Source organism: Paracoccus jiaweipingae, assembly GCF_044335505.1.
Taxonomy (GTDB): domain Bacteria; phylum Pseudomonadota; class Alphaproteobacteria; order Rhodobacterales; family Rhodobacteraceae; genus Paracoccus.
The window spans coordinates 1-25663 of the sequence record NZ_JBISBS010000002.1 but is presented as its reverse complement, the minus strand read 5'-3'; the positions used below and the strand labels follow the sequence as shown (position 1 = coordinate 25663).

Annotated in this window: 26 protein-coding genes; 18 read left to right on the top strand and 8 right to left on the bottom strand. The window is 64.9% G+C overall.

Going from position 1 to position 25663, the window contains the following annotated elements; genetic code table 11:
• Positions 1–41: 41 nt before the first annotated feature.
• The 5 genes from ACFXP9_RS03555 to folK all read right to left on the bottom strand — a co-directional run bounded on the left by ACFXP9_RS03555 (position 42) and on the right by folK (position 5855).
• A complete protein-coding gene (locus ACFXP9_RS03555; RefSeq protein ID WP_397205858.1) occupies positions 42–1601 on the bottom strand; it encodes a 2-isopropylmalate synthase in 1560 nt (519 codons plus the stop codon).
• A gap of 275 nt (positions 1602–1876) precedes the next feature.
• Entirely contained in the window at positions 1877–2572 is a 696-nt protein-coding gene (locus tag ACFXP9_RS03550) for a DUF2062 domain-containing protein (protein WP_397205856.1), read from the bottom strand.
• 56 nt (positions 2573–2628) lie between these two features.
• A complete protein-coding gene (locus ACFXP9_RS03545) occupies positions 2629–4743 on the bottom strand; it encodes a RelA/SpoT family protein (RefSeq protein WP_397205854.1) in 2115 nt (704 codons plus the stop codon).
• A 22-nt stretch (positions 4744–4765) separates the two neighbouring features.
• On the bottom strand, positions 4766–5125 hold the full coding sequence (gene rpoZ, locus ACFXP9_RS03540) for a DNA-directed RNA polymerase subunit omega (protein ID WP_397205852.1): 360 nt from the start codon (positions 5123–5125) through the stop codon (positions 4766–4768).
• A gap of 67 nt (positions 5126–5192) precedes the next feature.
• A complete protein-coding gene (folK, locus tag ACFXP9_RS03535) occupies positions 5193–5855 on the bottom strand; it encodes a 2-amino-4-hydroxy-6-hydroxymethyldihydropteridine diphosphokinase (protein WP_397205850.1) in 663 nt (220 codons plus the stop codon).
• A 71-nt stretch (positions 5856–5926) separates the two neighbouring features.
• Here folK and ACFXP9_RS03530 point away from each other — a divergent pair, with 71 nt between their 5' ends.
• The 5 genes from ACFXP9_RS03530 (at position 5927) to rnhA (ending at position 9160) form a co-directional block, all read left to right on the top strand.
• Positions 5927–6478, top strand: coding sequence for a LabA-like NYN domain-containing protein (locus tag ACFXP9_RS03530; RefSeq protein WP_397205848.1), 552 nt, complete (start codon positions 5927–5929; stop codon positions 6476–6478).
• A 105-nt stretch (positions 6479–6583) separates the two neighbouring features.
• Complete coding sequence (gene ispH, locus ACFXP9_RS03525; protein WP_397205847.1) at positions 6584–7543, top strand: 4-hydroxy-3-methylbut-2-enyl diphosphate reductase; 960 nt, start codon at positions 6584–6586, stop codon at positions 7541–7543.
• A gap of 76 nt (positions 7544–7619) precedes the next feature.
• A complete protein-coding gene (locus ACFXP9_RS03520) occupies positions 7620–8225 on the top strand; it encodes a glutathione S-transferase family protein (protein WP_397205845.1) in 606 nt (201 codons plus the stop codon).
• Positions 8222–8647 (top strand): DUF3429 domain-containing protein, encoded by a 426-nt coding sequence (locus ACFXP9_RS03515; protein WP_397205843.1) that lies wholly within the window; start codon positions 8222–8224, stop codon positions 8645–8647. Before ACFXP9_RS03520 ends, ACFXP9_RS03515 begins: the two co-directional genes overlap by 4 nt.
• A 60-nt stretch (positions 8648–8707) precedes the next feature.
• Complete coding sequence (gene rnhA / locus ACFXP9_RS03510) at positions 8708–9160, top strand: ribonuclease HI (protein WP_397205841.1); 453 nt, start codon at positions 8708–8710, stop codon at positions 9158–9160.
• 192 nt (positions 9161–9352) lie between these two features.
• Here rnhA and ACFXP9_RS03505 read toward each other — a convergent pair whose 3' ends face one another.
• A complete protein-coding gene (locus tag ACFXP9_RS03505) occupies positions 9353–9817 on the bottom strand; it encodes an Rrf2 family transcriptional regulator (protein WP_397205839.1) in 465 nt (154 codons plus the stop codon).
• Positions 9818–9994: 177 nt separating this feature from the next.
• Between ACFXP9_RS03505 and ACFXP9_RS03500 the strand changes: the two genes are divergently transcribed.
• From ACFXP9_RS03500 to ACFXP9_RS03455, 10 genes are all read left to right on the top strand, one after another.
• The gene (locus tag ACFXP9_RS03500) at positions 9995–10654 is read left to right on the top strand and encodes an alpha/beta hydrolase (RefSeq protein WP_397205837.1); all 660 of its coding nucleotides are present in this window, start codon (positions 9995–9997) and stop codon (positions 10652–10654) included.
• A 93-nt stretch (positions 10655–10747) separates the two neighbouring features.
• Positions 10748–11872, top strand: a complete 1125-nt coding sequence (locus ACFXP9_RS03495; RefSeq protein WP_397205835.1) for an HD domain-containing protein — start codon at positions 10748–10750, stop codon at positions 11870–11872.
• A 47-nt stretch (positions 11873–11919) separates the two neighbouring features.
• Positions 11920–12267, top strand: coding sequence for a hypothetical protein (locus tag ACFXP9_RS03490; RefSeq protein ID WP_397205833.1), 348 nt, complete (start codon positions 11920–11922; stop codon positions 12265–12267).
• 41 nt (positions 12268–12308) lie between these two features.
• Positions 12309–12845, top strand: coding sequence for a YcnI family copper-binding membrane protein (locus ACFXP9_RS03485; protein WP_397205831.1), 537 nt, complete (start codon positions 12309–12311; stop codon positions 12843–12845).
• Between the two features lie 133 nt (positions 12846–12978).
• The gene (locus ACFXP9_RS03480; protein ID WP_397205829.1) at positions 12979–14190 is read left to right on the top strand and encodes an NADP-dependent isocitrate dehydrogenase; all 1212 of its coding nucleotides are present in this window, start codon (positions 12979–12981) and stop codon (positions 14188–14190) included.
• A 194-nt stretch (positions 14191–14384) separates the two neighbouring features.
• Positions 14385–15053 (top strand): phosphoribosylformylglycinamidine synthase subunit PurQ, encoded by a 669-nt coding sequence (gene purQ, locus ACFXP9_RS03475; RefSeq protein WP_397205827.1) that lies wholly within the window; start codon positions 14385–14387, stop codon positions 15051–15053.
• 33 nt (positions 15054–15086) lie between these two features.
• Entirely contained in the window at positions 15087–16904 is a 1818-nt protein-coding gene (locus ACFXP9_RS03470) for a sensor histidine kinase (protein ID WP_397209995.1), read from the top strand.
• A gap of 1 nt (position 16905) precedes the next feature.
• On the top strand, positions 16906–18231 hold the full coding sequence (locus ACFXP9_RS03465; RefSeq protein ID WP_397205824.1) for a sigma-54-dependent transcriptional regulator: 1326 nt from the start codon (positions 16906–16908) through the stop codon (positions 18229–18231).
• Positions 18232–18709: 478 nt separating this feature from the next.
• A complete protein-coding gene (locus ACFXP9_RS03460; RefSeq protein ID WP_397205822.1) occupies positions 18710–21472 on the top strand; it encodes an Rne/Rng family ribonuclease in 2763 nt (920 codons plus the stop codon).
• A gap of 276 nt (positions 21473–21748) precedes the next feature.
• Positions 21749–22492 (top strand): cytochrome c biogenesis CcdA family protein, encoded by a 744-nt coding sequence (locus ACFXP9_RS03455; RefSeq protein ID WP_397205820.1) that lies wholly within the window; start codon positions 21749–21751, stop codon positions 22490–22492.
• A 10-nt stretch (positions 22493–22502) separates the two neighbouring features.
• Here ACFXP9_RS03455 and ACFXP9_RS03450 read toward each other — a convergent pair whose 3' ends face one another.
• Complete coding sequence (locus ACFXP9_RS03450) at positions 22503–23018, bottom strand: GNAT family N-acetyltransferase (protein ID WP_397209993.1); 516 nt, start codon at positions 23016–23018, stop codon at positions 22503–22505.
• A gap of 65 nt (positions 23019–23083) precedes the next feature.
• Positions 23084–23869: an enoyl-CoA hydratase gene (locus tag ACFXP9_RS03445; protein WP_397205816.1), complete on the bottom strand. Its 786-nt coding sequence runs from the start codon at positions 23867–23869 to the stop codon at positions 23084–23086.
• Positions 23870–23926: 57 nt separating this feature from the next.
• On the opposite strand from ACFXP9_RS03445, the gene ACFXP9_RS03440 reads away from it, so the two are divergent.
• From ACFXP9_RS03440 to rpsI, 3 genes are all read left to right on the top strand, one after another.
• Positions 23927–24346, top strand: a complete 420-nt coding sequence (locus ACFXP9_RS03440; RefSeq protein WP_397205815.1) for a PaaI family thioesterase — start codon at positions 23927–23929, stop codon at positions 24344–24346.
• A 155-nt stretch (positions 24347–24501) separates the two neighbouring features.
• Positions 24502–24966 (top strand): 50S ribosomal protein L13, encoded by a 465-nt coding sequence (rplM, locus tag ACFXP9_RS03435; RefSeq protein ID WP_397205813.1) that lies wholly within the window; start codon positions 24502–24504, stop codon positions 24964–24966.
• A 2-nt stretch (positions 24967–24968) separates the two neighbouring features.
• Positions 24969–25463: a 30S ribosomal protein S9 gene (gene rpsI / locus ACFXP9_RS03430; RefSeq protein WP_397205811.1), complete on the top strand. Its 495-nt coding sequence runs from the start codon at positions 24969–24971 to the stop codon at positions 25461–25463.
• Positions 25464–25663: the final 200 nt, after the last annotated feature.

Sequence of the window (25663 nt, the reverse complement as noted above, 5' to 3'; positions counted from 1 at the left end):
CCGAAAGCCGCCCCCTGAGGATTGTCCAGTGCCATCCCGGCTTACAGGTGATAGCTGACCTGTTTGACATCGGCATCCGGCGCGGTCTTTTCGCGGCGCAGGCGCAGCCGGTTCAGCGCCCCGACATAGGCCTTGACGCTGGCCAGAATGGTATCGGTATCGGCGGCCTGACCGGTGGCGATGCGGCCGTCTTCCTCCATCCGCACGCTGACGGTGGCCTGCGCGTCGGTGCCCTCGGTCACGGCATGAACCTGATACAGCTTCAGCCGCGCCACATGCGGATAGATTTCCTTGACCGCGTTGAACACCGCATCGACCGGCCCGTCGCCGGTGGCATGAACGGTTTTTTCCTGCCCGTCCACCACCAGCGTCAGATCTGCCGACTGGCCATCGCTGCCGCAGACCACGCGCAGGTGTTTGACCTGAAGATAGTCGCTGTCGGTATTGGCGCTGCTGTCCTGCATCAGCGCGATCAGGTCGTCGTCGAACACCTCTTTCTTGCGGTCGGCCAGCGCCTTGAAGCGCACGAACACATCCTTCAGCTGGTTATCGCCAAGCTCATAACCCAGATCGGCCAGCTTGGCGCGCAGCGCGGCCCGGCCCGAATGCTTGCCCATCACCAGCGAGGTCTCGGACAGGCCGACATCGGCAGGGCGCATGATCTCAAATGTTTCGGCGTTTTTCAGCATCCCGTCCTGATGAATGCCTGATTCATGCGCAAAGGCGTTCTTGCCGACAATCGCCTTGTTGAACTGAACCGGAAACCCCGAGACCTGCGCCACCCGGCGCGAGATTGCCATGATGCGGGTGGTATCGACGCCGGTGTCATAGGGCATGATGTCGTGGCGCACTTTCAGCGCCATCACCACCTCTTCCAGCGCGGTATTGCCGGCGCGTTCGCCAAGGCCGTTGATGGTGCATTCGATCTGACGCGCACCCGCCTCGACCGCGGCAAGGCTGTTGGCGGTCGCCATCCCCAGATCGTTGTGACAATGGGTGGCAAAGATGATGTCATCGGCGCCCGGCACCCGTTCCAGCAGCATTCGGATCAGATCGGCCGATTCGCGCGGCGCGGTATAGCCCACCGTATCGGGGATGTTGATGGTGGTGGCACCGGCCTTGATGGCGATCTCGACCACGCGGCACAGGTAATCATGCTCGGTCCGGGTGGCGTCCATGGGCGACCACTGCACATTGTCGCACAGGTTGCGGGCATGGCTGACGGTCTGGTGAATGCGGTCGGCCATTTCATCCTGGGTCAGGTTGGGAATGGCCCGGTGCAGCGGCGAGGTGCCGATAAAGGTGTGGATACGCGGGCGTCTGGCGTGTTTCACGGCCTCCCAGCAGCGGTCGATATCGGGCAGCTGCGCCCGCGCCAGCCCGCAGATCACCGCATTGCGGCTTTGGCGGGCGATCTCGGACACGGCGGCGAAATCGCCTTCCGAGGCAATGGGAAAGCCCGCCTCGATAATATCGACGCCCATTTCGTCCAGCATCTGGGCAATTTCCAGCTTTTCAGCGTGGGACATGGTGGCGCCGGGCGATTGTTCGCCGTCGCGCAGGGTGGTGTCGAAAATGTAAACGCGGTTCTTGTCAGTCATGATCTTGTCTTACGCTTATATGTGGTCCTGGGGGGTATCCGGGCGCGACCCTGACTGAGCGGTGGCCCGGAAGACCCGCTCAGCGCAGCGTAAGAAGCAGCAGACCACGAAGGTTCACGGCGAAAACCGCGCAGGATTGCGCGTTGCGGGCCGTGGCGATCTGTCGCGTCCGTGTCATCATGGCGCGACTATGCACAACCGGTCCTGACAAGAAAAGCAAAAAATGCAGCCGATTGGCAGTTGCTTCGCATCGCGGCTGCGGGGTTCGCCTTGGCTTAAATATCCCGGGGGGTGTCCGCAGGACGGGGGGCAGCGCCCCCCTGCGGCGCGGCAGCGGTTTCCGCCAGCGCGGCGGCGGTGCGGGCGCGCAGTTTGGCGATGCGTTCGGCCATCTTCTTTTCGCGGCGCTTGTGATGGCCCCGCACCAGCGGCACGGTCAGGTAATGCGCCACCAGCCCGGCCAGCAGACCGGGAATGGTCCCGCCCACCAGATAGGGCCAATAGATCTGGTGAAAGAAATCGACCAGATGCCCCCAATGCGCCGTCTGATCGGTGAAAATCGCGCCGATATTATGCCACAGCTCGGCCCCGGCGCGGTTGAATTCGCCAAAGATCAGATGCGGGGTCAGCTTGCCCTCGATCCCCAGAACCCAGCGGCCAAGGCTGACCGCGCCGACGGCGATAAAGGGAAAGGTCACCGGGTTGCCGACAAAGGTCGCCAGCAGCGCCGCCAGAATATTGCCGCCGATCAGCCATGCGGCCGCGGCGGCGGACAGGAAATGCAGGCCGAACAGCGGGGTGAAGGACACGAACACCCCCGCCGCCACCCCGCGCCCGACGCGGTGCGGCTGGTCGGGCAGGCGGCGCACGCGGTGGATCATGTATCGCGTCGCCCGGCCCCAGCCGCCGCGCGGATAGACCAGTCCCGTGGCGATCTCGGTATAGCTGCGGGGGTTGCGTCGTTTGAACACCACGGTTCCTTTCCTCGCCCGTCCTGACCGCGCCCGGCCGGGGCGCGCGGTCCGGCTCAGGGTCGCTTTTGCGGGTCGCGGATGCGGCTGACCCGTGCCACGTCACTGTCGGCTTCCAGCGCGGTCATCAGCGCGTGGAAATGGGCATGGTCGCGCAATTCGGTCTCGATCCTCAGCTTATAGAAATCCGGCTTGCGGTCCACGAACTCCAGATCCGAGATATTCGCCCCTTGCAGCCCGATCAAGGTGCAGATCTTGCCCAGAACCCCGGCATCGTGGCGGATGGTCAGGCTCAGCGGCACGGGATAGGCGGCGGGGTGCTGCCCCTCGCGCCAGTGCAGATCGACCCAGCGTTCGGGCTGATCCTCAAGATCGGCCAGCACCGGACAGTCGATGGCATGAATGACCACGCCCTTGCCGCGATAGGTGATGCCGACAATGCGCTCCCCCGGCAGCGGCGTGCAACAGCAGGCGCGGTTTAGCGTCTGGTCGGCGGCCAGCCCGGCAACAGGATGGGCGGGGTCGATGGTGACCTGCTTTTGCGCCAGTTCGGGATACAGCGTCGACAGCACGTCCTGCGCCGAAACCTCGGCGCTGCCGATCCGCGCCAGCAGGTCGCTTTCATCGCCCAGACCCAGCATCCGCGCCGCGGTGCGCAGCGCCTTGTCGGTCACCCGGCGGCCATGATGTTCGAACGCCACGCGGGCCAGTTCCGCCCCCAGCCGGACGAAACGGTCGCGGTCCTCTTCGCGCAGGCTGCGGCGGATGGCCGATTTGGCCCGCCCCGTCACCGCGATGTCCAGCCAGGTCGGCTGGGGGCGCTGGCCCGATGCGGTGATGATCTCGACCGACTGGCCGTTTTTCACCCGCGTCCACAGCGGCACCCGGATGCCGTCGATCTTGGCGCCAACGCAGGAATTGCCGATGCGGGTGTGAATGGCATAGGCGAAATCGACCGGCGTCGCCCCCTTGGGCAGCGCGATCACATCGCCCTTGGGGGTGAAACAGAACACCTGATCGGAATACATCTCAAGCTTCACATGCTCAAGAAACTCGTCATGGTTGGCCTCGGCCAGGCTGTCGGTCAGGCTGGCGACCCATTCGGCCGGGTTGACGGCAAAGGGGTTGCGGGTGCGCTGACCGTCGCGATAGGCCCAATGCGCGGCGACGCCGCTTTCCGCGACTTCGTGCATCTGGCGGGTGCGGATCTGAACCTCGACCCGCTTGCCATCGCGGCCCGACACGGTGGTGTGGATCGACCGATAGCCGTTGGATTTGGGCTGGCTGATGTAATCCTTGAACCGCCCCGGCACCGCCCGCCAGCGATGATGGATGATCCCCAGCGCGCGGTAACAATCGGCCTCGGACAGGGTGATGATGCGGAAACCGTAAATGTCGGACAGCCGCGAAAAGGTCAGCTGTTTTTCCTGCATCTTGCGCCAGACCGAAAAAGGCTTTTTGGCCCGGCCATAGACATCGGCTTCGATCCCCGCCTTTTCCAGCTCGGCCCTGATGTCCGAGGTGATCTGCGCGATCACATCGCCCGATTCCTTTTGCAGGGTCACGAAACGGCGGATGATGGAATTGCGCGCCTCGGGGTTGATGACCTTGAAGGCAAGGTCTTCCAGTTCCTCGCGCATCCACTGCATCCCCATGCGCCCGGCCAGCGGGGCATAGATATCCATGGTTTCGCGGGCCTTCTGCACCTGCTTGTCAGGGCGCATCGACCGGATGGTGCGCATATTGTGCAGCCGGTCGGCCAGCTTGACCAGAATGACACGCAGGTCGCGCGACATGGCCAGCAGCAGCTTGCGCAGGTTTTCGGCCTGTTTGCTTTCGGACGAGGACAGTTGCAGGTTGGTCAGCTTGGTCACGCCATCGACCAGATCGGCCACCTCGCGCCCGAACAGACCGGCGATGTCGCCCCAGGTGGACCGCGTGTCCTCAATCGTGTCATGCAGCAGCGCGGTGACGATGGTGGCATCGTCCAGCCGCATTTCGGTCAGGATGGCGGCGACGGCGACGGGATGGGTGAAATACGGCTCGCCGGAATGCCGGAACTGGCCGTCATGCATCCGCAAGCCGTAATCATAGGCGCCGCGGATCAGGTCGGCATCGCAGCGTGGATTGTAATTGCGGACAAGGGCAATCAGGTCTTCGACGTCGATCATGGTTGCCGAAGACCTTCGCTGTTCAGCCGCGTTCCTGCTGCGCTTCCATCATCATGCGCAGCATTTTTTCCTCGGATTCCTCATCCGCGGGTTTGGGCCGGTCAACCTCGGCGCCAAGCAGCAGGGCCATGGCGTCCTCTTCGGGTTCGTCAACCTCGATCTGGGTCTGGCTGGCCTCGATCATCCGCTCGCGCAGGTCATCGACCGGCTGGGTTTCCTCGGCGATTTCGCGCAGGGCGACGACGGGGTTCTTGTCATTGTCGCGATCAACGCTCAGCGGGCTGCCGGCGGCAACCTCGCGCGCACGATGCGCGGCCAGCATGACCAGATCGAAGCGGTTCGGAACTTTATCGACGCAATCTTCCACGGTAACGCGGGCCATGATTCACCTGTCTTTTCGAATCGGGGTGAGGACGGAACGCCTTACTTGGGCAGTCTTTGCCGGAAAGTCAAGGAAAACCTGCCGGATGCACGCCACCCGTCGCCACCGCAAAGGGGCGCACCGCCGCGCGCTGATCGGCGGGCAGGGCGGCCAGCATTTGCGCCACGGTTGCGCCACTCAGCGGGTGACGCCACTGCGCGGCGATCTCGGCCAGCGGGGCCAGCACGAAGGCGCGGTCCTGCATCCGGGGATGCGGCAAAATCAGCCCCTCGGGCGCGCGCACAAGCTGTTGATCGGGCGCCAGCGCCTGCCATGCCCGCTGGGTCGCGGCATCGGGGCAGACGGCATCCCCGACCGCGATCAGGTCCAGATCGACCGCCCGCGCACCCCAGCGCCGGTCGCGCACCCGTCCCAGCGCGGCCTCGATCCCGTGCAGCGCCGACAGCAGGGCCTGCGGCGACAGGGCGCTGCGCAGCATGGCGCAGGCATTGACGTAATCGGGGCCAGACCCGGCGGGAAAGGCGGGGCTGCGGTAAAACCGGCTTAACGCCACCAGCGTGATGCCGGGGGTGTGCGACAGATGCTGACAGGCGGCCAGCAGGCTGTCGGCGGGGCGCCCGGCGGGTCCGTCCAGATTACCCCCCAGCGCCACCAGCACCGTGGCCGCCGCCGCTGCTTCAGCGCCGCCCTCAGCCATCGCTGCGGGGGTGCTGACCGGATCGTGATGCAACTTTTCCTTTTCCGTTCCCGATACCATATCTACACCTGAACCCGTTGATCCCATGCATTTGAGAGGCTGAAATGTTTTACAAAGACGACCGTCTGGCGCTGTTTATCGATGGCAGCAACCTCTATGCCGCTGCCAAGGCGCTTGGCTTTGATATCGACTACAAGCTGTTGCGGGCGGAATTCCAGCGCCGGGGCAAGCTGTTGCGGGCCTATTACTATACCGCCCTGCTGGAGACCGAGGAATATTCCCCCATCCGTCCGCTGGTCGACTGGCTGAATTACAACGGCTATTCCACGGTCACCAAACCCGCCAAGGAATATACCGACGCCATGGGCCGGCGGAAGGTCAAGGGCAATATGGATATCGAACTGGCCGTTGACGCCATGGAACTGGCGCCGCGTCTGGACCATGCGGTGCTGTTTTCCGGCGATGGCGATTTCCGCCCGCTGGTCGAGGCGCTGCAACGTCAGGGGGTGCGGGTCTCGGTCGTGTCCACCACCCGCAGCCAGCCGCCGATGATCGCTGACGACCTGCGCCGTCAGGCCGATAATTTCATCGAACTGGATGCCCTGCGCGAGGTCATCGGCCGCCCCCCGCGCGAGGATGCCCCGACCGAAGCCTGAGCCGGGGGAATCAACCCGCCGCCCGAATGCCGGGGCCGGGGTCTTCTTCGTTGCCCAAATACCCACCCGCTGGACGCCGCCCGTGACGCGGGCTAGGGAAAGCACATGGATAGCAAACCCGACCTGACCCTGTATCTTGCCGCCCCGCGCGGCTTTTGCGCCGGCGTGGACCGGGCGATCAAGATCGTCGAGATGGCCCTGCAAAAATGGGGGGCGCCGGTCTATGTCCGCCACGAGATCGTGCATAACAAATTCGTGGTCGACAGCCTGCGCGACAAGGGCGCGGTGTTTGTCGAGGAACTGGACGAATGCCCCGATGACCGCCCGGTGATCTTTTCCGCCCATGGGGTGCCCAAATCGGTGCCGGCGGCGGCGCAGGCCCGCCAGATGGTGTTTGTCGATGCGACATGTCCGCTGGTCAGCAAGGTCCATGTCGAGGCCGAGCGTCACCACGCCGCCGGTTTGCAGATGGTGATGATCGGCCATGCCGGCCACCCCGAGGTTCTGGGCACCATGGGCCAGTTGCCCGAGGGCGAGGTTTTGCTGGTCGAAACCGCCGCAGACGTCGCCCATCTGGCGCCGCGCGACCCGTCGCGGCTGGCCTTCATCACCCAGACCACACTGTCGGTCGATGACACCGCAGGCATTGTCGCGGCCTTGCAGGACCGCTTTCCCGCCATTGTCGGGCCGGCCAAGGAAGATATCTGCTATGCCACCACCAACCGGCAGGCGGCGGTCAAGGCGGTGGCGCCGCTGATTGACGCGCTGCTGGTGATCGGGGCGCCCAACAGCTCGAACTCGCGCCGTCTGGTCGAGGTCGGGCGCGCTGCCGGATGCGCCTACAGCCAGCTGGTGATGCGCGCCGATCAGATCGACTGGCGGGCCATTGCCGGGGCGCGGGCAGTGGGTGTCACCGCCGGGGCCAGCGCCCCGGAATTGTTGGTGGACGAGGTCGTGGATGCCTTCAGGCAGCGCTTTAACCTGCGCGTCGAACTGGTTGAAACAGCGCAGGAAAATATTGAATTCAAAGTGCCGCGCATCCTGCGCGACGCCGCGCCTGCCTGAGGGGGCGTAACCGGGGGCCTGCCGGTCCCCCGGACCCCCTCGGAGGTATTTGGGACAGAAGCGAGGGGGGGGAAGGATGAAGCTGTATTCGATGCCGTCATCGGGCAACAGCTATAAGGTCAGGCTGTTGCTGGCCATGTTGGGGCGAGACTGCGATCTGGTGGATGTCGAGGACAGCTCGGCCGCGCTGGCGCAGGCAAAGGCGCAGGGGCGGCTGCCCTTTGGCAAGGCCCCGGTGCTGGAACTGGCCGATGGGCGCCTGTTGCCGGAATCGAATGCCATCCTGTGCTGGCTGGGGGAAGGGACGCGGTTCGTTCCCACCGATGCTTTCGCGCGCGCCGAAATGCTGTCCTGGATGTTCTGGGAGCAGAACCAGCACGAGCGCGTCGTCGCGGTGCGCGGGGCGTTGCAGTTCTACCCCCAGCGGCGGCATCTGGCGACGGCTGAGCGGATGGCTGACCTGTTGAAGCGCGGTCATGCGCTGTTGCAGGTGATGGAGGATCATCTGACCGGTCGCGACTGGCTGGTTGGTGGGGCGGTCAGTTTGGCCGATATCTGTCTTTATGCCTATACCCACACCGCCGGATCGCGCGGCGGGTTCGAGACGGAGCGGTTCCCCGCCCTTCAGGCCTGGCTGGCGCGGGTGGCCGGGCTGGACGGCTATGTCGGGCTGGACGCATGAGGGCGGTTCTGGCAGTGCTGCTGTTGCTGCCGATGCTGGCGGGCGCGCTGGAGGTGCTGACCCTTGCGCCTGTCCTGCCCGGCGTGCTGATCGGCAGCGGTCAGGTCTTGCTGGTGGTCTATGGTCAGATCCTGCTGTGTCTGATGGGCGGCGCCCTGTGGGGCCTTGCCGCGCGGCGCGGTGGCTGGCTGTGGCACGGGGCGGTGCTGGTGGTGCCGGTCTGGGTGTTGCTGACGGCGTTTTCAGGCACGCGGCAGGTTCTGGCGGCGCTGTTGCTGGGGTTTGTGCTGTTGCCGGGGCTGGACTGGGGGTTCAGCCGCGCCGGTCTGGCCCCCGCTGGCTGGCTGCGGTTTCGGGTCTGGCTGTCGCTGGGGGCGGTGCTGTGTCTGGCGGTCGGGCTGTTCGGCTATCCGCTGATCTGACGGTTGCGGCATCCGGTTCGGTCGCGTAAGCGGGGCTTTTATCGCAGGCGGGGCGCAGTGATGGCCGAACTTTTCGCATGGACCGATGGCGCGTGCAGCGGCAATCCCGGACCGGGGGGCTGGGGGGTGCTGATGCGGGCGATGGACGGCGACCGCATCGTCAAGCAGCGCGAATTGCAGGGCGGCGAGGCCGATACCACCAATAACCGGATGGAGCTGATGGCCGCGATCAGCGCGCTTGAGGCATTAAGCCGCGACAGCGCGATCACCGTCACCACCGACAGCGCCTATGTCAAGAACGGGGTCACCGGCTGGATTCACGGCTGGAAGCGCAATGGCTGGCGCACCGCCGACCGCAAGCCGGTCAAGAATGTCGATCTGTGGCAGCGTCTGGACGCGGCGCAGGCCCGCCACCGGGTGACGTGGAAATGGATCAAGGGCCATGCCGGTCATGCCGAAAACGAACGCGCGGACGAGCTGGCGCGCGCCGGTATGGCGCCGTTCAAGGGCTGAGCGCGGGCACCGCTGTCTTTGTGCTGCGGGCCAGCGGGAATGGCGGCTGGCCCGGCCCGAAACAGGTCGTAAACCGTCGCATTGCCGGCCCGGTCTGCCTGCTGAAAAGGCCTGGATCATCCGCCGCGTCAGCGGGCGCTGTTGGTGCGCGCCCGGCTGTGGTGGTGGCGCCGTGGTCAGGCGGCGCGGGGCTTAGCCCTCGTCGTCGACCACCGACATCAGCGAAGGCACGGCGGGGCAGGGCAGCAGCTGGTTGCGCGCGACATCGGCCAGCGTGGTATTGTGCAAAAACACATAGACATGCGCCGACAGGCTTTGCCACAGCCGGTTCGACAGCGATTGCGCCATCGACCCCGACACCCCGCCCGAGGCCCCGGCCCCCACATGCAGCGCACTGACGGTTTCATCGACCGCCGCCAGCACATCGGCCACGCGGATCTGTTCGGCGGCGCGCGCCAGCCGATAGCCGCCCCCCGGCCCGCGCCCCGAGGCCACCAGCCCGGCCCGGCGCAGGCGCACGAAAAGCTGTTCCAGATAGGGCAGCGACACGTCCTGACGCCTGGCGATATCGGCCAGCGTCACCAGCGCGTCGTCTTTTGCCATGGCCAGATCGACCAGCGCGACCATCGCATAGCGGCCTTTGGTTGACAGTTTCATCGTCTTCCCTTCCCCCCGATGCAGGTGGCTGGCGGTTGACGCAAGCCGCGTGCTGCGTTTAATCGGCAGGGCCAATTTTGCGGCCCTCTTGCGCGGTTGCCCGTGCTTGCCCAGATTGTTGTCGATCTACGGCTTGCATGACAATGCGTCAAGAAAGCCATATCCGGAAGGAAGCCGATGCCTGAACTGATCTTTCCCGGCCCCGAGGGGCGTCTGGAAGGCCGCTATCACCCGCAACCGATCAAGGACGCGCCGCTGGCCATCGTGCTGCACCCGCATCCGCAATTCGGCGGCACGATGAATAACCGCGTCGTCTATAACCTGCATTACGCGTTCCACCGCATGGGGTTCACGGTGATGCGGTTCAATTTCCGCGGTGTCGGGCGCTCGCAGGGGGAATTCGATCAGGGCGTGGGGGAATTGTCCGATGCCGCCGCGGCGCTGGATTACCTTCAGGCGATGAACCCCAACAGCAAGCATTGCTGGGTGGCGGGGTTCAGCTTTGGTGCCTGGATCGGGATGCAGCTGCTGATGCGCCGCCCCGAGATCACCGGGTTTGTCAGCGTCGCCCCGCCCGCGAATATGTATGATTTCAGCTTTCTGGCCCCGTGCCCGTCCAGCGGCCTGATCATCAATGGCAGCGCCGACCGCGTCGCCCCGCCCAAGGATACCGACACGCTGGTGGCCAAGCTGGCCGAGCAGAAAGGCATCGCCGTCACCCATGAGGTGATCGAGGGCGCGGATCATTTCTTCCGCGATGACGAGGTGCATATGAAGCCGATGATCGACACGGTTCAGGCCTATGTGCGCCGTCGCCTGACGGAAAATTCACGCTGAGCGTGACAGGCCGGCGCGTGGCGCTGGCCCTGCACCGGGGGACGTTCCGGTCCCCCGGACCCCCTAGGAGGTATTTGAAACAGGAGCGAGGGGATGACCCGGCTTGACGCGCAGATCGCCTTTCTGACCGAGGCCGACAAGCTGAAATCGGTCGACCGCGCCAATGTGCTGATGGACCTGTCGCGGCGCGAAAACACCGCCGAACACAGCTGGCATGTGGCGCTGTTCGGGATGGTGTTCGGGGCCTCGGATCGCGCCCTTGCGATGATCCTGCTGCATGATCTGGTCGAGATCGACGCCGGCGATCAGCCCATCTTTCTGGACCACGATGTCGCCGCCTTGCAGGCCGCCGAGACCGCCTGTGCCGACCGGCTGTTTTCCATGCTGCCCGCTGACGGGCCGGATTATGCCGCGCTGTGGCGCGAGTTCGAGGCCGGGCTAAGTGTCGATGCCGCGATGGCCAGGCGGATGGATCATGTCCAGCCGCTGTTTCAGGTGCTGTGCGCGCCCGCGCCGCTGGACGATCACATGCGCATTGCCGCGCAGATGCTGGCCGATGGCCGGGTGGCGCGGATGCGCGGGGAATGGCCCCAGGTTTATCAGGCGGCGCAGGCACTGATGTCGGGCGCTCAGGTGGCGGGTGATCTGGGGCGGCGGCTGGCCTTTCTGGCCGAGGCCGACCGGCTGAAAACGGTTTTGCGCGCCGGTCGCATTCATGATGGCCGGCGCGAAAACAGTGCCGAACACAGCTGGCATCTGGCGCTGTATGCGCTGGTTCTGGCGGAACATGCCGCGCCGGGCGTCGATATTGGCCGGGTGATCCGCATGTTGCTGATCCACGATCTGGTCGAGATCGACACCGGCGATGTGCCCATTCATTCCGCCGGCGGGCAGGCCCATCACGGGGCTGCGCAAATGGATGCCGAGGCCATGGCCGCGGCGCGCATCTTTGGCCTGTTGCCCGCTGCGCAGGCGGCGGATTTTCGCGCCCTGTGGGACGAGTTCGAGGCCGCCGCCAGCCCCGATGCCATTTTTGCCAAGGCGCTGGACCGGGTGCAGCCGGTGGTGCTGAACCTAGCGGCCGGGGGCGGGACCTGGGCGGAATACAGCGTCACGATGGCGCAGCTGGACCAGCGCGTCGGGGCGCAGGTCCAGCGTGGCTTGCCCGGAATATGGCCGCTGTTGCGCGACCGGGCGGCTGCGTATCTGTGCGCTTGATTTCGGATATTTCCTGACCAAAAAAACCGGGCTATGCAGGCCGGATGATGCTGTTGCGCCGCCTTCTGACCGGTCTGATCCTGCTGGCCCTTGGCCTGCTGGGTCCGCGTGCGGTGACATGGGTGCCGGTGGATGGGGGCGGGCCCGTGCTGGTGGCCGGGGCGATTTGCGGCCAGCCCGCGCCGGATGCGCCGGGGCTGCCGCAGCGCGATCACTGCCCCGCCTGTGTGCTGGCGGTCGCGGCGGTCCTGCCGGTGCCGATGCTGCTGCAGCGGCGGGTGCCGGATGTTTTTGCGGCGTGTCCCCCCGTTCCGGTGGCCGGGGTTTTGCCGCCCCGTCATCACCCTTGTCCGCATGGCTGTGGTCCCCCGCCGGGGGCTGTGTCGATGGCCTGAAAAGGCCGCTATGCCAAACATCACACAGAAGAGAGACCACAATGAAAATCAATATCTTTGCGGCGGCGCTGGCCTGCCTTGCGGTTCCGGCTTTTGGCCCTGCCTTTGCCCATGCCACGCTGGAACAGCCCGAGGCCGAGGCCGGGACCTATTACAAGGCCATTTTGCGGGTGCCGCATGGCTGTGACGGGCAGGCCACCAAAGAGGTGCGGATCACGCTGCCGGACGGGATTTATGCGGTGAAACCCATGCCCAAGGCGGGCTGGACGCTGGAAACCGTGCGGGGCGATTACGCCAAGCCCTATGACAACCACGGCAAGATCGAGGCGCAGGGCGTGCGCGAGGTCATCTGGCGCGGCGAGCTGGCCGATGATCATTATGACGAGTTCGTCCTGCGCGGCAAGATCGGCGCCGATGTCGCGGATGGCACTGTGCTGGCTTTCCCGACCGTGCAGACCTGTGACAATGGCACCGCCGAATGGACGCAGATCGCGCAGCCGGGGCAGGACCGCCCCGACCACCCCGCGCCCACGGTGCTGATCCATGCGCCGCATGGCCATGAAGGGCACAGCCACTGACGCCCTGACCGGCGCCCAGGGACCTGTCCGGGGTGCCGGATTCGCCGGTATGCGATTGCATACCGGCTTTTCTTTTGCGGCAAATCCAGCTATAGCCGCGTCAGGCGAGTACTCAAAACCCAAGGGGGACTTCATGTCGAAGATCAAGGTAGAAAACCCCGTCGTCGAGCTTGACGGCGACGAAATGACCCGGATCATCTGGGACTTCATCAAGAAAAAACTGATCCTGCCTTATCTGGATGTCGACCTGAAATATTACGATCTGGGGATCGAGGAACGCGACCGCACCGACGACCAGATCACCGTGGATGCCGCCAATGCCATCAAGCAATATGGCGTCGGCGTGAAATGCGCCACCATCACCCCCGATGAGGCCCGCGTCGAGGAATTCGGCCTGAAAAAGATGTGGCGGTCGCCCAACGGCACCATCCGCAACATCCTTGGCGGCGTGATCTTCCGCGAGCCGATCATCTGCAAGAACGTGCCGCGTCTGGTGCCTCACTGGACCCAGCCGGTCATCGTGGGCCGTCACGCCTTTGGCGACCAGTACAAAGCCACCGATTTCCGTTTCCCCGGCAAGGGCAAGCTGACGATCAAATTCGTTGGCGAGGATGGCGAGACCATCGAACACGAGGTCTTTGACGCGCCGTCCTCGGGCGTGGCGATGGCGATGTATAACCTTGACGATTCGATCCGCGATTTCGCCCGCGCCAGCATGAATTACGGCCTGATGCGCGGCTATCCGGTCTATCTGTCGACCAAGAACACCATCCTGAAAGCCTATGACGGGCGCTTCAAGGACCTGTTCCAGGAGGTTTACGAGGCCGAGTTCGAAGACAAGTTCAAAAAGGCCGGCATTCATTACGAACACCGCCTGATCGACGATATGGTCGCCAGCAACCTGAAATGGTCGGGCGGTTATGTCTGGGCCTGCAAGAACTATGACGGCGATGTCCAGTCCGACACCGTGGCACAGGGCTTTGGTTCGCTGGGGCTGATGACCAGCGTGCTGATGACGCCGGACGGGAAAACCGTCGAGGCCGAGGCCGCCCACGGCACCGTGACCCGCCATTACCGCGAGCATCAGAAGGGCAACCAGACCAGCACCAACTCGATCGCGTCGATCTTTGCCTGGACCGGCGGCCTGAAGCATCGCGCCAAACTGGACAGCAACGAGGCGCTGATGAACTTTGCCCAGACGCTTGAGCGCGTGACCGTGCAGGCGGTCGAGGATGGGTTCATGACCAAGGATCTGGCGCTGCTGGTCGGCCCGGACCAGAAATGGCTGACCACCATGGGCTATCTGGAAAAGGTCGACGAATATCTGAACAAGGCGCTGGCCTGATCGCCAGTGTCCCCACGGATCGCGAAGGCCGGGCTATGTGCCCGGCCTTTTGCGTGGCGCGGTCGCGGCGGGTTTCGGGGGGCTTTGCGGGGGCGCGGGGTTTTGCCGATGGCAACGGCGTTTTGGCGGGCGGCCATCTTCCCCCACGCGGCGCGATGGGGTAGGGAAGGCGCAGGTTGCAGGAGTTTGCCATTATGAAAGCCGCTGTCATCACCTTCCCCGGATCGAATTGCGACCGCGATATGGCGGTTGCGCTGCAAAAGGCGGGGGCGTCCGTCACCCGCGTCTGGCACAAGGATGATGCCCTGCCGGCAGGCACCGATCTGGTCGCCGTTCCGGGGGGCTTTTCCTATGGCGATTACCTGCGTTGCGGGGCGATTGCCGCGCAGTCGCCCATCGCGGCGGCGCTGCGCGAACATGCGGCGCGCGGGGGCTATGTGCTGGGGGTGTGCAACGGCTTTCAGGTGCTGACGGAACTGAAGCTGCTGCCGGGCGCGCTGATGCGCAATACCGGGCTGACCTTTTTGTGCCGCGACGTGGCGCTGAGCGTGGCCACCCGCGACAGCGATTTTACCCGTGGCTATGACGCGGGTGCGCAGATCACCATTCCGGTGGCGCATCACGACGGCAATTACCAGATCGACGCCGAGGGGCTGGCCGCGCTGCGCGATCAGGACCGCATCGCCTTTACCTATGCGCCGGGGGTGAATGGTTCGGTGGCCGATATCGCCGGGGTGCTGTCGGAAAACCGCCGGGTTCTGGGGATGATGCCGCATCCCGAACGCGCGGTCGAACCCGCCCATGGCGGCACCGATGGCCAGCCGCTGTTCGCCGCGCTGGCGGGCGCGGTCGCCTTCGCCTGAGGCCCCGCCGACCCCGCCGCCGCCTGACACCGCATGACGCAGTCCCCCGCCGAGCCGCCCACCGATCCGTCCCCGACATGGGGGCTTGGCGGGGCGCGGCTGTTGCTGGGGCTGCTGGTGCTGATGGGGCTGCTGACCATCTGGGTCACCAATATCTGGCTGACGGAACGGTTTTCCGAAAACACCCGCGTGCGGTCGGAACTGCGATCGGCGCTGTATACCGGCAACCTGATTTCCGAATTGCAGCGCAATGCCGTGGTGCCCCAGCTTCTGGCCCGCGACCCGGCGCTGATCGGGGCGTTGCAGGGCAATGATTTCTCGACCACGTCGGCGCGGCTGATTCAGGCGCAACAGGAAATCGGCGCGGCGTGGATTCGGCTGCTGGATGGTTCGGGGCGGGTGGTCGGCGCGGCCGAGCGGCAGCTGATCGGCACCAATTATGTGCGCGAGCCGTTCTTTGTCGATGCGCTGCGGGCGCGTGACACGGTGTTCAGCGTCTCGGTCGCGCGGACGGGCGGGTATGAATTTTCCTATTCCCGCGCCATTGCAGCTGACGGGCGCACGCTGGGGGTGATCGTGGTCGGTGCCGATCTGACGCGGCTGGAACGGTCATGGGCCGGGGTGTCGGACGCGGTGGCGGTCAGCGACAGCGAGGGGCGCATTATCCTGAGCACGGAATCGCGCTGGCGCGGCCTGACCATGGACGAGGCGCTGTCGGTGCGCTCGGTGCCCTCGGCCATTGAGCGGGCGTTTCAGGTCACCGCCGACTGGACCAACCCCGCCGCCGATGCCTATGTTCAGGGGCGCGCGGTGATGCGCACCGAAACCCGCATTCCGTTCCGCGGCTGGCGGATGACCGCCTTTACCACCTATGATTCCATCCGCGAACGGGTGAATGCCGTGCTGGCGCTGGAAATCATGGGCTTTGCCATTTTGCTGGCGGCTGGGTTCTGGCTGGTGTCGCGCCGGGCGCGGATGCAAAGCCGCGCCTATATGCGCGAATCGGCCGATCTGCGGGCGCTGAACCTGCGCCTGACCCGCGAGATCGCTGAACGCGAACGGATGCAGAAGGAACTGCGCATGGCCGAACAGACCGTGCAGCAATCCAGCAAGCTGGCGGTGCTGGGGGAAATGTCGGCGGGCGTCAGTCACGAACTGAACCAGCCGCTGGCGGCGATGAAGACCTATCTGGCGGGGGCGCGGCTGTTGCTGCAACGCGGTCGCGGGCAAGAGGCGCTGTCCAGTTTCCAGCGCATCGACGACCTGATCGAACGCATGGGCGCCATCACCCGGCAGCTGAAATCCTATGCCCGCAAGGGCGGCGAGGCGGTCGAGCCGGTCGACCTGCGCGCCGCGCTGTCGAATGCCCTGACCATGATGGAGCCGCAATTGCGCGGCAGCCCGGTGCGCATCAACCGCACCGTGCCGCGCCATCCGGTGATGGTCATGGCCGACCGCATCCGGCTGGAACAGGTGGTGATCAACCTGCTGCGCAACGCGCTGGACGCGCTGAAGACCCGCGATGACCCGGTGGTCGAGATCGAGATCGGCAGCACGTCGCAGGCGTGGCTGTCGGTGCGCGATAACGGCCCCGGCGTCAGCGATCTGGAAAAGCTGTTCGAACCGTTCTGGACCACCAAGAAACCCGGCGAGGGCACCGGTCTGGGGCTGGCGATTTCCTCGGGGATCGTCAATGATTTCGGCGGCCGCCTGATGGCACGGAACCTTGAGCCTTCGGGCGCCGTTTTCATCGTTGAGTTGCCGCTTGCCCAGGCGGGCGGCCCGTCCTCGGGTGGTGCCGTGCCATCCCCGGACAACCCCGTGAAAGAAGATAACAGAAGAGGGGCGTAATATGCCGCGCACCGTGAAGATCGCCATTGTCGATGATGAACCCGATATGCGCGAATCCATCAGCCAGTGGCTGGTGTTGTCGGGTTTCGACACCGAAACCTATGCCTGCGCCGAGGATGCGCTGAAGGCCATCGGCCCGGACTGGCCCGGCGTGGTGATTTCCGACATCAAGATGCCCGGCATGGACGGGATGGCGTTTCTGAAACGGCTGATGGGGGTCGATTCGGGCCTGCCGGTCATCATGATCACCGGCCATGGCGATGTGCCCATGGCGGTCGAGGCGATGCGGCTGGGGGCGATGGATTTCATGGAAAAGCCCTTCAACCCCGACCGCATGACCGAACTGGCCAAGAAGGCCACCGCCGCGCGGCGGATGACGCTGGACAACCGCGCCCTGCGCCGTGACCTGTCCGAGGGCCAGCAGGTGATGTCCAAGCTGGTCGGCCAAAGCCCGGTCATGGACCGCCTGCGCGAGGATATTCTGGATCTGGGTCAGGCCGATGGTCATGTGCTGATCGACGGTGAAACCGGCACCGGCAAGACGCTGGTGGCCCATGCCCTGCATGCCGTGGGCAGCCGTGCGTCGCGCAAATTCGTGCAGGTCAGCTGTGCCGCCTATAATGACGAGGCGCTGTCGGCGCGGCTGTTCGGCCCGTTCGAGGATGGCCTGCCCGCCGTCGAAGAGGCCCGCGGCGGCACCCTGTGCCTTGAGGACATAGAGGCGCTGTCAGACGGTTTGCAGGCGCGTCTGCTGGCCTTTATCGCGGATCAGGGCACCCCGCCCGAAACCCGCATCATCGCCATTTCCAATGCCCGTGGCGAGGGCCGCAAGGCCGAGGATTCCCTGCGCCCCGACCTGTTCTATCGTCTGTCGGCGCTGAAAATCACCGTGCCGCCGCTGCGCCAGCGCGGCGAAGACATCCTGGCCCTGTTCACCCGCATGGCCGAGCAGTTTTCCGAGGAATATGGCTGCGAGCCGCCGCAGGTCACCGCGCAGGAGGCCGCGCAGTTGTTGCAGGCGCCGTGGCCGGGCAATGTGCGTCAGCTGATCAACGTGGCTGAACGCGCGGTGCTGCAAAACCGGCGCGGTTCGGGCAGCATTGCCTCGCTGCTGATGAGTGATGGCGAGGACACCCAGCAGGCCACCACCACCGAAGGCAAGCCGTTGAAGGAATATGTCGAAAGCTTCGAAAAGATGCTGATCGACAATACCATGCGCCGTCACAAGGGCAGCATCGCCAGCGTGATGGAGGAACTGTGCCTGCCCCGTCGCACCCTGAACGAGAAAATGGCCAAATACGGGTTGTCGCGCAGCGATTATCTGTAATTTCAGCCGGTTGCGCGCGGCGTCCCGGATGCCGCGCGCTGCATGTGCAGAAAAACCCGCAGAAAAACCCATTGTGTTTACGAAGTCTTAGCCGCTATGGTGTAAGACGCGGCCAAGGGGCGGTCCTAATTGGACCTGCCTTTTCAAGGCCAGACAGTTTCGCCGCGTGACACCTCTGACAAACCCTGCGGGGGCATGTGTCGCGCGGAAAACCACGCCCGATCTGCCACGGATGGCAGCGACGGGCTGATCTCATCGCTTGTGATGCGCCCCTTCGGTGCAGGCAGGCCCATAATGGTAACTGACGCGATGCAACGCGCGAGGGACAGGATAATCGCAGACAGGCCGGGCAGGCGCCCGCAGCCGGTCGCATTTCTTTCCGCCCGTCGCGCCGCCCGTCGCTTCCCCCTTGCTGACGACCCCGGACCCCGGCTGCCCCGTGCGGCCGGTCCCGCGTGGTCGGGCGAAAGTTTGATACATGGCAAAGAAAATGTTGATCGACGCCACCCACGCGGAAGAAACCCGCGTTGTGGTGGTCGACGGAACCAAGGTCGAAGAATTTGATTTCGAGACCGTAAACAAGCGGCAGCTTGCCGGAAATATCTATCTGGCCAAGGTGACACGGGTCGAACCCAGCCTTCAGGCTGCCTTTGTCGATTACGGCGGCAATCGCCACGGCTTTCTGGCATTCGCTGAAATCCACCCCGATTATTACCAGATCCCCGCCGCCGACCGGCAGGCCCTGATTGACGAAGAACGCGCCTATGCCGAGGCCATGGCCGCCGAAGAGGCGCGCGGCGACAAGGCCAAATCGCGCCGCCGCCGCAAGCCCGCCAAGGCGGAAAACGTCGAGAATGGCGCGGAAACCACCGCTTCGGACCTGATCGAGGGGATGGAAATCGCGCAAGACGCGGCCGGGGATGCCGGGGACGGCGAACAGGATAATCCCGATCAGGCCGTTGCCGGCCAACCGGGCGCCGATCAGGCCGATGACAACGCCACGGGCGATGTTGCGGGCGACAGCAACGGCACTGACGATGCCGAGTCCGACATTGAATCGGTCGCGGAAGAGGACGTGGCCGAGGAAATCCGCGCGCCGCGCAAACCGCGTCCGCGCCGTTACAAGATCCAGGAAGTGATCAAGGTGCGCCAGATCATGCTGGTGCAGGTGGTCAAGGAAGAACGCGGCAACAAGGGCGCGGCGCTGACCACCTATCTGTCGCTGGCCGGGCGCTATTGCGTGCTGATGCCCAACACCGCGCGCGGTGGTGGGATTTCGCGCAAGATCACCAATGCCGCCGACCGCAAGAAGCTGAAAGACATTGCCGGCGAATTGTCGGTCCCCGAGGGCGCGGGCCTGATCATCCGCACCGCCGGCAGCCAGCGCACCCGGACCGAGATCCGCCGCGATTATGAATACCTGATGCGGCTGTGGGAACAGATCCGCGAACTGACCTTCAAGTCGATGGCCCCGGCGCCGATCTATGAGGAAGGCGACCTGATCAAGCGCACCATCCGCGACCTTTACAGCAAGGATATCGACGAGGTGCTGGTCGAGGGCGAGCGCGGTTACCGCGTGGCCAAGGACTTCATGAAGATGATCATGCCGTCCCACGCCCGCAACGTGAAGCATTACACCGACCCGATGCCGCTTTATGCGCGCTATCAGGTGGAAAGCTATCTGACGGGGATGTTCAACCCGACGGTGCAGCTGAAATCGGGCGGTTACATCGTGATCGGCGTGACCGAGGCGCTGGTCGCCATCGACGTCAACAGCGGCCGCGCAACCAAGGAAGGCAGCATCGAGGACACCGCGACCAAGACCAACCTTGAGGCCGCGGACGAGATCGCGCGCCAGCTGCGCCTGCGCGATCTGGCCGGTCTGATCGTCATCGACTTTATCGACATGGACGAGCGTAAGAACAACGCCGCCGTCGAAAAACGCCTGAAAGAGCGGCTGAAATCGGACCGCGCCCGCATTCAGGTCGGCAAGATCAGCGGTTTCGGCCTGATGGAAATGTCGCGTCAGCGGCTGCGCCCGGGGATGCTGGAATCGACGACTCAGCCCTGTCCGCATTGCCACGGCACCGGCCTGATCCGGTCCGATGACAGCCTGGCGCTGACCATCCTGCGCGCGATCGAGGAAGAGGGCACCCGCAAACGCTGTCGCGAGGTGCTGGTCAAGGCGCCGATCGGGGTGGTGAACTTTCTGATGAACGCCAAGCGCGAGCATATCGCGCTGATCGAACAGCGTTATGGCCTGTCGGTGCGGGTCGAGGCCGATCCGGTGCTGATCTCGCCCGATTATCAGATCGAGAAGTTCAAGACCGCGACGCGCAACGTCCCCGAGGCGGCACCGGTCGTGTCGGTCGATGCCTCGCTGATGGCGCAGATCGACGAGCGTCAGGACGAGGATGAGGCGGGGCTGACCCCTGATTCCGCATCCGAAGCCGGTGACACCGCCGGAAGCGGCGCCGAGGCTGCCGCCACCCCCGAGGCCGATGAGGCCGACAAAGAGGGCCGGTCCAAGCGCCGCCGTCGCCGCCGCAAAAAGCGCAGCGACAGCGCCGAGGGTGACGAACAGGCCACCGCCAGTGCTGTTGCCACCCCGGATGCCGGGACCGGCGAGGATGATGCCGCGGGTCAGGGGGGCGATGACACCGCCGCCGATACAGCCGCCGACGCCGCACCCGAGGGGGATGCTGAGGCGGCGGAACAGCCCGCCAAGCCCCGTCGTGGCCGGTCGCGCAGCCGCAGCCGCAAACCGGCTGTCGCCGTGGAGGATGCCGGGGCCGGGGATGCCGCGTCTGCGGATGGTGCTGACGGGGCGGATGCGGCGGTGCCGGTTGTGACCCCTGCCGAGGCAGGGGCGCTGGACAACCCGCAGGCCGACGCCGCGCCTGCGCCGGAACAGCCGGGTGAAACAGCCGATGCGCCGCAAGCCGTGGATGATGCCGTGATCGCGGCGGACCCCGACGCCGATGCTGGCGCGGACGGTGACGCAGCCGATGCGCAGGCCGACACTGCCGAAGCCACCGAACCCGCCCCGCAAGCCGATGCAGGCCCGCAGGTTGCGGCGGATGTGCAGGCCAGTTCGGCCCCGCCGCCCGAGGGGGACACGCAAGCAGAACCGGTCCGTCAGCCCGAGGCTGAGGCACAGGCCGCGCCCGCCCCGCAGCCGCAGCCCGAGGCCGCCGCTGACGAATCGCGGCCTAAGCGTCGCGGCTGGTGGAGCGCGTGAAGCTGACCCCGGCCTGATCCGGTGCCGCGAAGGCGGCCCGGTCAGACCCCCAAAGCCGGCGCCGCCAAAGGGCAGCGCCGGTTTTTGCGTTTTCGCCCCGTCGATCCGTGTCGCGGATGGCTTGCGCGGCAGCGCGCCTTTGGTGGCGTGCGGTCGGACCGCTGTTGTCCGGCGGGGCCAGTCACACTGGCGCGGACCCGGTATTTTCCGGCGCTTACAAGGCTTTGTGATGGCATTGGCACTGGTGCCGGCGGCAGGATCGGCTAGGCTGCCGGCATGTTTGGAATTGAACTTGCCGATGCCGCCTTTCTGCCCGCCGCGCTGGTTGCGCTGGTGGCGGGAATTCTGTCCTTCCTGTCGCCCTGCGTCCTGCCGGTGGTGCCGCCCTATCTGGCCTATATGACCGGGGTGGGCGTGAACGGCCTGAAATCGGGCGAACGCAGCGCGGTGCGTCCGGCGCTGTTTTTCGTGCTGGGACTGTCCACCGTGTTCCTGATGATGGGCTTTGCCGCGTCGGCCTTTGGGCGGGCGTTCATCCAGTATCAGGACTGGCTGATGCGGGGATCGGGGGCGATGGTGGTGGTGCTGGGTCTGCATTTCCTGCACATCATCCGCATCCCGCTGTTGGACCAGGAGGCGCGGCTGGATGCCGGTGACCGGGGCGGCAGCGCGCTGGGGGCCTATGTGCTGGGGCTGGCCTTTGCCTTTGGCTGGACGCCCTGCATCGGTCCGCAGCTGGGGATGATCCTGTCGCTGGCGGCCAGCGGCGCCGAGATCGGGCGCGGCACGGCCTTGCTGGCGATCTATGCGCTGGGGCTGGGGATTCCGTTTTTGCTGGCGGCGATGTTCATCAGCCGTGCCATCGGGGTGATGAACCGCATCAAGCCGTGGCTTGGCGTGATCGAACGGGTCATGGGCGCGCTGCTGGTGCTGGTCGGGCTGGCGCTGGTGACGGGCGCGTTCAGCGTGTTTTCCTATTGGCTGCTGGAAACCTTTCCGGCGCTGGCCACGCTGGGGTAGGGCGCGGTTCTTAATTCGGGGGCGCGGGCCTGTCATCCAGCGTCAGTTGCATCAGCACAAGGTCCAGCCAGCGACCGAATTTCACGCCGACCTGCGGGAACCGCCCCGCCGTGACAAAGCCAAAACCCTGATGCAGCCGGATCGAGGCGGCGTTTTCCGCCGCGATCCCCGCGATCATCACATGCAGCCCGTCAGCACGGGCGCGGGCGATCAGCGCCGCCATCAGCGCCTTGCCGATGCCGCGGCCCTGATGATCGGGGTGGATATAGACCGAATGTTCGACGGTGTGGCAAAACCCCTCGAACGGGCGCCACGGCCCATAGGCGGCATAGCCGGTCACAGCGCCATCCGCCTGCGTGGCCACCAGCACCGGCAGGCCCGCCGCGCGGCGCTGGTCCAGCCAGTCGCGGCGATTGTCGGCGGTGACCTGGGTCACGTTCCAGATGCTGGTGGTATGGCGCACCGCGTGGTTATAGATCGCGGTAATGGCCGCGATATCGCCATCTGCGGCGTTGCGGATGATCATAGACATGTCCTTGCGCGAATGGTCGTGGGTCGGTGCGCCGTAACGGGTGCGATCAGGGAGCGGGGCTATTTCCAATCCGGTTTGCGCTTTTCCAGAAAGGCGGCAATGCCCTCGTCCGTGTCGGGCAGCATGACATTTTCGCACATCACCGCACCGGCGCTGTCATAGGCATCAGGCAGGCCGCGCCGCAACTGGTCGTAAAACGCGGCTTTGCCCATGCGAATCGCGGCGGGCAGCTTGTCGGCCAGCTTGCGGGCAAGGGACCCGGTCTGTGCGGCCAGCGATTCGGCGGCGAAAACATGGTTGACCAGCCCGGCCTGATGGGCGCGGTCCGCGTCGATGAAATCGCCGGTGGTCAGCATCTCGAAGGCCAGTTTGGCGGGAATGGCGCGGGTCAGCGCGACCATCGGGGTGGAACAAAACAGCCCGATATTCACCCCGTTGACGCCAAAGCGGGTGCCATGCGCCGCGGTGATCATGTCGCAACTGGCCGCCAGCTGACAGCCAGCCGCGGTGGCGATGCCATGGACCTGCGCGATGACCGGCTGGGGCAGGGCGGGGATTTGCTGCATCATCGCCGCGCAATCGGCAAACAGCGCCGCAAACTCCGCGCGCCCGCCATCGCCGGCGGCGCGGGCAGCCTGCATCTGGCGCAGGTCGTGCCCGGCGCAAAACGCCTTGCCCGCCCCCGACAGGATGACACAGCGCACGCTGTCATCGGTGGCAATGGCCCCCAGCGCGTCCCGCAATGCTTTGATCATTGCGGTGGACAGGGCGTTGAAATTATAGGGGCTGTTCAGCACCAGCCGGGTCACGCCATCACGGTCGTGGCGTTCGATCAGATCGGTCATCTTGCGGGCCTCCCTTGAATGGGGAAAGGTTAAGCCAGCCAAAGCAGGAGGGGAAGTATGCCGATCATTATGGACCAAGCGGCGCTGAACGCCTTTCTGGCCCGCGATTTTCCCGAGGCCGGTCCCGGCTTTTCAGTCACCGGCGTCAGCGATGACGGCATCAGCCTGCGGCTGGATGTCGGGCCGGACCATCTGCGCCCCGGTGGCACCGTGTCGGGGCCTGCGATGTTCGCACTGGCCGATCTGGCGATTTATCTGGCGATCCTGTCGCGGATCGGGCCGGTGGCGCTGGCGGTGACCACGAATGCCAGCATGGATTTCATGCGCAAACCAGCGGCGGGCGCGGCATTGCGGGCCGAGGCGCGGTTGCTGAAACTGGGCCGGGTGCTGGCGGTTGCCGATGCGCTGATCTTTTCCGAAGGGGTGGGGGAACCGGTGGCACGGGCGGCGATGACCTATTCGATTCCGCCCCGTTAGGCGGCGGAATGGGGTGGTCGCAATGTGGTATTCAGATACCTATTTCGTATCACTTTGAATTAGCTTGAATTTTTGTGAATATCACGCCTTGACCCGCAAGCCGCGATTTCCGATACACGCCCATCTTGAATGATCACCCCTTAAAGGGCCGAGAAATGAAAACCTATACCGCTAAACCGGCGGAGATCGAAAAGAAGTGGATCCTGATCGACGCCGAGGGCGTTGTTCTGGGCCGTCTGGCCACGATCGTCGCCAACCGGCTGCGCGGCAAGCACAAGCCGACCTTTACCCCGCATATGGACATGGGCGACAATGTTATCGTCATCAACGCCGACAAGGTGCAGATGACCGGCAACAAGCGCGATGACAAGAAATATTACTGGCACACCGGCCATCCGGGCGGCATCAAGCACCGCACCGCGCGTCAGGTGCTGGAAGGCGCCCACCCCGAGCGTGTGGTCATGAAAGCCGTCGAGCGCATGATCAGCCGCAACAAACTGGGCAAGCAGCAGATGACCAATCTGCGCGTCTATGCCGGTGCCGAGCATCCGCATGAAGCACAGCAGCCCGAAGTTCTGGACGTCAAGTCGCTGAACAAAAAGAACACCCGGAGCGCGTGATCATGGCTGAAGACATCAAATCCCTCGACGATCTGAAATCGGCCGTGTCGGGCGTGGATGCCCCCGCCGCCACCCAGGCCGCCGTGTCGCGCGAACCCGTTCGCGACGCACAGGGCCGCGCCTATGCCACCGGCAAGCGTAAAGACGCCGTCGCCCGCGTGTGGGTCAAGCCCGGTTCGGGCAAAGTCACCGTCAACGGCAAGGACATGAGCGCCTATTTCGCCCGCCCGGTGCTGCAAATGATCCTGCGCCAGCCCTTCGAGGTTGCCGGCGTCAGGGACCAGTTCGACGTCATGGCAACCGTCACCGGCGGCGGCCTGTCGGGTCAGGCCGGTGCGGTCAAGCACGGCATCTCGAAGGCGCTGCAACTGTATGAACCCGGCCTGCGTGGCGCGCTGAAAGCCGCTGGCTTCCTGACCCGCGATTCGCGCGTCGTCGAACGTAAGAAATACGGCAAGCGCAAAGCCCGCCGGTCGTTCCAGTTCTCGAAGCGCTAAGTTTCGCGACATATACGGTTTTGGAAAGCGCGTCCCTTTGGCCGCGCTTTTCATTTTGGGGCATGGGCCTTTGGTTGATGTCGCGTCTTGTTCCGCGTTCTGTGCGTGGACGGTAGTTTGGTTTTTTGGGAAGCGCGGTCTGTTTGGCCGCGCTTTTGCTTTTTGGGGTGTGGTGCTTCCCGGTTGGGGTGTTTTGGGTG

Excerpts from the sequence above, each read along its gene's own strand:
- ACFXP9_RS03555 (WP_397205858.1), bottom strand. The coding sequence starts at position 1,601 with ATGACTGACAAGAACCGCGTTTACATTTTCGACACCACCCTGCGCGAC.
- ACFXP9_RS03545 (WP_397205854.1), bottom strand. The coding sequence starts at position 4,743 with ATGATCGACGTCGAAGACCTGATTGCCCTTGTCCGCAATTACAATCCA.
- rpoZ (WP_397205852.1), bottom strand. The coding sequence starts at position 5,125 with ATGGCCCGCGTTACCGTGGAAGATTGCGTCGATAAAGTTCCGAACCGC.
- ACFXP9_RS03530 (WP_397205848.1), top strand. The coding sequence starts at position 5,927 with ATGTTTTACAAAGACGACCGTCTGGCGCTGTTTATCGATGGCAGCAAC.
- ispH (WP_397205847.1), top strand. The coding sequence starts at position 6,584 with ATGGATAGCAAACCCGACCTGACCCTGTATCTTGCCGCCCCGCGCGGC.
- ACFXP9_RS03520 (WP_397205845.1), top strand. The coding sequence starts at position 7,620 with ATGAAGCTGTATTCGATGCCGTCATCGGGCAACAGCTATAAGGTCAGG.
- ACFXP9_RS03515 (WP_397205843.1), top strand. The coding sequence starts at position 8,222 with ATGAGGGCGGTTCTGGCAGTGCTGCTGTTGCTGCCGATGCTGGCGGGC.
- rnhA (WP_397205841.1), top strand. The coding sequence starts at position 8,708 with ATGGCCGAACTTTTCGCATGGACCGATGGCGCGTGCAGCGGCAATCCC.
- ACFXP9_RS03505 (WP_397205839.1), bottom strand. The coding sequence starts at position 9,817 with ATGAAACTGTCAACCAAAGGCCGCTATGCGATGGTCGCGCTGGTCGAT.
- ACFXP9_RS03500 (WP_397205837.1), top strand. The coding sequence starts at position 9,995 with ATGCCTGAACTGATCTTTCCCGGCCCCGAGGGGCGTCTGGAAGGCCGC.
- ACFXP9_RS03495 (WP_397205835.1), top strand. The coding sequence starts at position 10,748 with ATGACCCGGCTTGACGCGCAGATCGCCTTTCTGACCGAGGCCGACAAG.
- ACFXP9_RS03490 (WP_397205833.1), top strand. The coding sequence starts at position 11,920 with ATGCTGTTGCGCCGCCTTCTGACCGGTCTGATCCTGCTGGCCCTTGGC.
- ACFXP9_RS03485 (WP_397205831.1), top strand. The coding sequence starts at position 12,309 with ATGAAAATCAATATCTTTGCGGCGGCGCTGGCCTGCCTTGCGGTTCCG.
- ACFXP9_RS03480 (WP_397205829.1), top strand. The coding sequence starts at position 12,979 with ATGTCGAAGATCAAGGTAGAAAACCCCGTCGTCGAGCTTGACGGCGAC.
- purQ (WP_397205827.1), top strand. The coding sequence starts at position 14,385 with ATGAAAGCCGCTGTCATCACCTTCCCCGGATCGAATTGCGACCGCGAT.
- ACFXP9_RS03470 (WP_397209995.1), top strand. The coding sequence starts at position 15,087 with ATGACGCAGTCCCCCGCCGAGCCGCCCACCGATCCGTCCCCGACATGG.
- ACFXP9_RS03465 (WP_397205824.1), top strand. The coding sequence starts at position 16,906 with ATGCCGCGCACCGTGAAGATCGCCATTGTCGATGATGAACCCGATATG.
- ACFXP9_RS03460 (WP_397205822.1), top strand. The coding sequence starts at position 18,710 with ATGGCAAAGAAAATGTTGATCGACGCCACCCACGCGGAAGAAACCCGC.
- ACFXP9_RS03455 (WP_397205820.1), top strand. The coding sequence starts at position 21,749 with ATGTTTGGAATTGAACTTGCCGATGCCGCCTTTCTGCCCGCCGCGCTG.
- ACFXP9_RS03450 (WP_397209993.1), bottom strand. The coding sequence starts at position 23,018 with ATGATCATCCGCAACGCCGCAGATGGCGATATCGCGGCCATTACCGCG.
- ACFXP9_RS03445 (WP_397205816.1), bottom strand. The coding sequence starts at position 23,869 with ATGACCGATCTGATCGAACGCCACGACCGTGATGGCGTGACCCGGCTG.
- ACFXP9_RS03440 (WP_397205815.1), top strand. The coding sequence starts at position 23,927 with ATGCCGATCATTATGGACCAAGCGGCGCTGAACGCCTTTCTGGCCCGC.
- rplM (WP_397205813.1), top strand. The coding sequence starts at position 24,502 with ATGAAAACCTATACCGCTAAACCGGCGGAGATCGAAAAGAAGTGGATC.
- rpsI (WP_397205811.1), top strand. The coding sequence starts at position 24,969 with ATGGCTGAAGACATCAAATCCCTCGACGATCTGAAATCGGCCGTGTCG.